This is a genomic window from Nostoc flagelliforme FACHB-838, assembly GCF_014698065.1.
Classification (GTDB): domain Bacteria; phylum Cyanobacteriota; class Cyanobacteriia; order Cyanobacteriales; family Nostocaceae; genus Nostoc; species Nostoc flagelliforme_B.
In genome coordinates this window covers 1-5,226 of the sequence record NZ_JACJSI010000400.1, presented here as the reverse complement: position 1 = coordinate 5,226, position 5,226 = coordinate 1, and the positions used below count along the sequence as shown (strand labels likewise).

Below are 5,226 nucleotides of genomic sequence, written 5' to 3'. Positions count from 1 at the left end.
ACTTCATACCCATCCATGTAAGGCATCATTACATCGAGTAGGAGTAGATCAGGTATTGTAGATTCAAGATAGGCAAGGGTTGCCGCTCCGGAATCCACAATATCAACTTCATAACCTTCCATTTGTAATACAGTTTGGAGCAAAAAACAATTGTCTCTAACGTCATCACAAACTAGAATAAGCTTACTAGTATTATTTTGTTGAACTCCTCTTTTAACTGACATATTTAAATAAAGCCCATACTGTTGTTTAGTCATTTTTAGCTGGAGAAGCAACTTTTATCATCATCCGATGGTGTTACTTGCTAGCCAAATTTTAAAAGCTAACTCCAATTATTTCTGAACTACTACTGAGATTAAGAGAGATTAGGAGCAATGCTTTTTGGTATAAAAGATATGTTTGGAATTTTCGTTAAATTTTGGAGAGTTTGTATAAGTAAATACATAATATATTTATTTAAACTATTACCTCTGACGGTTGCATGTTATAAGTTGCAGCAGTAAGTTATTGGACTGTCACCTGAATCAAGGAACTAATAGTTTAATATGATGATAGAAAATCTGAGGCTAAACATTCTTCAGATAAGAGAACAGGCATAGACACAAATTTATTCAAAGAATTGACAATTATTATATTAGATGATGACAAAAATATTCTTGCCTTAACTACCTATGTTCTTAAAAAATATGAAATTCAAGCGATGATGGCAGATAAGGCTTCATCAGTATTTGGGCTAGTTCCGAAATCGCAGTCGAGCATATATTCTGGCTTCTGACTCCTGGGTGCTGAATTCTTATTAAAAATGCATTTATGTTTATGCAAAAGATTAACACTTATATCTATCTAAACTTTAAACATATCTCTCTCTACGGAGCATTCAATATATGCTGATACTAAGTTATATTGGCGAATAAATTATAATAGCAGTTTTGTTTTTTATATGCATGACCACAATCAAGTAGATAAAAATAATTTTCTCTATCAACCTTATCGATACTTAGGTAAATTCACTAGCCATAATTTTATATTTAATGCTAATCTTCAAGAATTTTCTCAACGGGTAAGTTACATCTGCAATCTACAAACAGGAGGAAAACTTTCTGCGTTGGAGTGCTATGAGGAAATTGAAAATCTTTGGCAACAGTTAACACAGAGGTATAATGTGCTGGGAATTGGAGAAGATTCCACTGAATGATGCGAACTATTTGCTAATTGTGGTGTTTTTATAATCTATGTCTAACCAAACGTCTAAGCGTCTTAAGCAAAATGCTGAAAGAATTATGCAGAGGTGGGAAGAGCGGGCGCGTGATGAAGTTGGTGCATCAATGCATCAGGACTCTCTGATGCTACAAAATTCGTTACCTGAGTATCTAAACCAATTGGTGGATGAGCTGTCAACGAAGATTGAAAGGACACCAGCCAGAATAAAAATTGATAAGCTAGAAAGCACTCGGATTGGGAAAAAGCATGGACATGAGCGGGCAGGTTATGCCGACTACTCAATGACTCAACTCATTTTTGAGTACCACATTCTCCGTCAAGTCATATTTCAGATTTTAGAAGAAGAAGCGGCTTTAGAGGTAAGGGAACGAGATATTATTATCGATTCCATTGAGCAAGCCGTTAACGATGCGGCGACTCAATTTTCCCAGACGTTGCGAGATATTCAAGAGTTATTTATGGTGACACTGACTCACGATCTTAGAGGTCCACTCAATGTCATAAAAATGGGTACTCACTTGACTCTGCGTCGGCTTGAACAAGGAGACACTCATGCGAATATCGCGGCGAAAATGCTAAAAGCAGTCGAGCGTTTGAATTCGATGATTCAAAATCTGCTCGATGCTAGTCGGCTGCGGGCAGGGGAGAGCTTAAAGCTAGAATTTGAAGAATGCAATTTAGACAGCCTTATTCAAGACGTAGTAGAGGATTTGAACTTTGCTTATGGAGAGCGGTTTGTTGTAGTTTCTGATACTGCGCTCAGGAGCAATTGCAGCCGTAAAGAGATACGACGGGTAATTGAAAACTTAGCTATTAATGCCGTGAAGTATGGTGCTGCTAATACACCAATTACACTCACGCTTGAACAAATTGAAACGCATATCAGCCTAACTATCCACAACGAAGGTAATCCGATTTCTTCAGAAGCTCAATCAATCTTATTTCAACAATTTCGTCGAACCATCTCTGCTGAGGATCAAACAGGATGGGGTTTAGGATTATTTTTAGCAAAGAGGATTATTGAGGCGCATCAGGGGACGATTGAAGTTGAAAGTACCGAGGGCAAGGGGACAAGCTTTATCGTTAAGTTGCCTAAACTTACCTATTAGCGTGGCTAAAAAAACTTTCTTTCAAATGCTACAGCTAACACAGTGGTAACAGATTCTTTCATTTAGAGATTATAACTAGAAATGATGCCTTTGCTGTAGAGCAGCCTGAATATATTCTATTAGTGCATCCGGCTCAACTAGGTTTTGGATAACTGCCCTTACTTTCACATCAGGTTGCTGATTTAAAAACGCTTCTTCATGTGCCGTAATCAAAAAAATAGTCAGATTTTGTAGAATTGGGTTATTTTGGATACGACAAAATACCCCACGATTAATGCGAAGCTCTAGGGACGCGAGAATCTGCCGGGTAGTCTTTGCAGTCTTGTGCAGTCATAACCAAACAAAGTGGAAAGTCACAGCGCCGATTTCTGCCGCTGTGAACTTTACAAAAAAGGCTTGTTCCAACTCTTAGGAGCGCGTAGATGTTCCGTACTTTTGATGAATAGTGTATAAGTTTAACTGAACAGAAAAATTTACTTTGAGAAAAAGCTTTAAGATAAAAGAGACTAATAAAAATTTAAGTGATTGATTTTAGATCAAGCTTTAGTCTTATGGTACTTAGAAATAATAAAATGTTCAGCCGTGGATGAAAGCGCTTCTGGCTACAGCCCAACTCATTACAGGAGACGCTTTACGTCAGCTTGCTTCCCCGTAGGGGTACGAGCATCCTACGGCAGGCGCTAGTCTCTGACAAAAGGAGAATTTAGACCAGGGCAAGACAGCGAAAGCACCACGCTGCTTGAGTTGAGCAAAAAAATCAAAAGAAACGGTGAGGCAAAGGGGAACCATTTTGTTTCCTTTATCAGCAATTGCCTTGAACGTAAAGCTGGACATTTCATTATTTGGATAGGATCTCCCTATGGTCAAGCGCTCGCTCCAAGCATCAGAGGTTGGAATACAACAGGCTAAAAAAGCGTTTGCCTACAAGGGGTGGACACAAGAAAATTTGGCTTTTGAAGTCAACTTAAAGACTCGCCAACCAATTTGGCGGTTTTTTAGTGGGCGTCCCGTTGAGCGTCATATCTTTATAGAAATTTGCTCTGTGTTATCGTTGAATTGGCGGGAGATTACGGCTAATTCTCCAAAAGAATTCTCTCAATCAAAAGAACTTGGTACTGCTGAGTTTTTAGATATTGATGCTCTAGTACAACTTGTGAGATCGCAACGCTTTGACAAAATTCAAAATCAGTGTGGCACTTTGCAGTTATTAGATGTTAGTCGCCCCGTTAGAATCGACGACATTTACATAGATGTCAACATTTTGGAGGAGATTGCAAGCTTTCAATGGTTAGAGTTTGCGGACTTGCAAAAGTTTACATCAAAAGAATTTGATCGCTTTGGTTTAGGCGAGGTATCGCAGACACAAATCGCGGGGATGACGGCAGTTGAAACTTACTCAAAGCTGCGGGTATTGGGTAAACCGGGAGCAGGTAAAACCACTTTTTTGGAACATTTGGCGATTGAATGCAATCGAGGTAAATTTGCAGCAAATCGGGTTCCGATTTTTGTCACCTTAAGAGATTTTGCCGACGAAACGAGAGTTGCAGGAGAGTTTCATTTACTCAACTATATTTGCAAAGAATTCCTTACCTGTGGTATTTCAGATCCATCTGTGCTAGAAACTTTGTTGTTGTCGGGCAGAGTGTTGCTGTTGCTGGATGGATTAGATGAAGTACTCCAGCAACAGAGCATTGGTGTCGTCAATGAGATTCGCAAACTTTCTGAAAAGTATCAAAAGAATATGTTTGTCGTTACCTGCCGCACGGCAGCTAAAGCTTTGAATCTCAGACGCTTTACAGATGTTGAAATTGCCCCTTTTAGTCAAGATCAAATTGTTGCTTTTGCTCAGAAGTGGTTTACAGCACTCACAAAAACCAATGTTCAGGATAAACAAGAACAGGCAGTTGAGTTTACCCGGCAACTAGATTTACCTGAAAACTTCCAATTTCGTAGACTTGCGGTCACGCCCTTGTTTTTGCATCTCGCCTGCTGGGTTTTTCATCAGCAAAACAAATTCCCAACCCAAAAAGCTGTATTTTATAAGCAATGTTTAGACTTGTTGCTTAATAAATGGGACGAAACCAAAGGAATTGAGCGGGATGAAGTGTACGAAGGTTTTTTATTACCACAAAAGCTAAAGTTGCTGAGTCAGGTTGCGAGCGCGACATTTGAGCAGGGTAATTACTTTTTTGAACAACACATTGTTGAGCGATACATTAGCGACTATATCAGTGATTTGCCGAATGCTTCGACCGAACCAGAGGAATTGCAGTTAGATAGTGAAGGCGTACTTCAAGCAATAGAGTTACAACACGGATTATTAGCAGAACGAGTGCGGGGGATTTTCTCCTTCTCTTCTTTAACGTTTCAAGAATACCTGACTGCTCGACAAATCGTCGCTAATCATAATTTACAAGCATTAGAACAACCCTTAGAACGTCTGGTGAGCCATATTACTGAACCCAGGTGGCGTGAAATCTTTTTGTTAACGGTTGCCATGCTGCGGAGTGCAGATTTCCTAGTGCAGTTAATGAAGCAACAAGTTGACGCGCTAGTGGCACAAGATCCATATTTGCAAAAGTTTTTAACTTGGGCAAGTCAAAAGTCCCTTGCCGCTCCTTTACAGCCTGCTGCAATTCGCGCGTTTTACCAAGCCTTAGCTCGAACTCCTCACCTGACTCAGCACTTTACCCTCGCCTGCATCCTTGACCCGGATTTCTCACAAGTGCGAAAAAATCATTGAGATGAGTAAAATTTAGGAAAGGATATTTTATACATCAGTGGATTAAATTCAGGAACCGAAGACAATCACGTATTATCCGAAGTTTTAAAGATAAATAAAATACGAATAAAACGAAAAGTACTGGAGTAATAACTATGATTAGCAATAATTAGG

4 protein-coding genes are annotated in these 5,226 nt (G+C 39.3%); 3 read left to right on the top strand and 1 reads right to left on the bottom strand.

The genetic code is table 11. The annotated features are described in order from the left end of the window. The coding region (locus H6G97_RS44855) for a response regulator (RefSeq protein ID WP_242056046.1) at window positions 1–257 on the bottom strand (257 nt) is incomplete at its 3' end. Window positions 258–940: 683 nt separating this feature from the next. Here H6G97_RS44855 and H6G97_RS44850 point away from each other — a divergent pair. The 3 genes from H6G97_RS44850 (at window position 941) to H6G97_RS44840 (ending at window position 5,073) form a co-directional block, all read left to right on the top strand. Then, window positions 941–1,195 (top strand): DUF7219 family protein, encoded by a 255-nt coding sequence (locus H6G97_RS44850; protein ID WP_190946918.1) that lies wholly within the window; start codon window positions 941–943, stop codon window positions 1,193–1,195. A 37-nt stretch (window positions 1,196–1,232) separates the two neighbouring features. Next, a complete protein-coding gene (locus tag H6G97_RS51725) occupies window positions 1,233–2,330 on the top strand; it encodes a sensor histidine kinase (protein ID WP_199350109.1) in 1,098 nt (365 codons plus the stop codon). An 859-nt stretch (window positions 2,331–3,189) separates the two neighbouring features. Further along, window positions 3,190–5,073 (top strand): NACHT domain-containing protein, encoded by a 1,884-nt coding sequence (locus H6G97_RS44840; protein ID WP_190946917.1) that lies wholly within the window; start codon window positions 3,190–3,192, stop codon window positions 5,071–5,073. The last annotated feature ends 153 nt before the right edge of the window (window positions 5,074–5,226 follow it).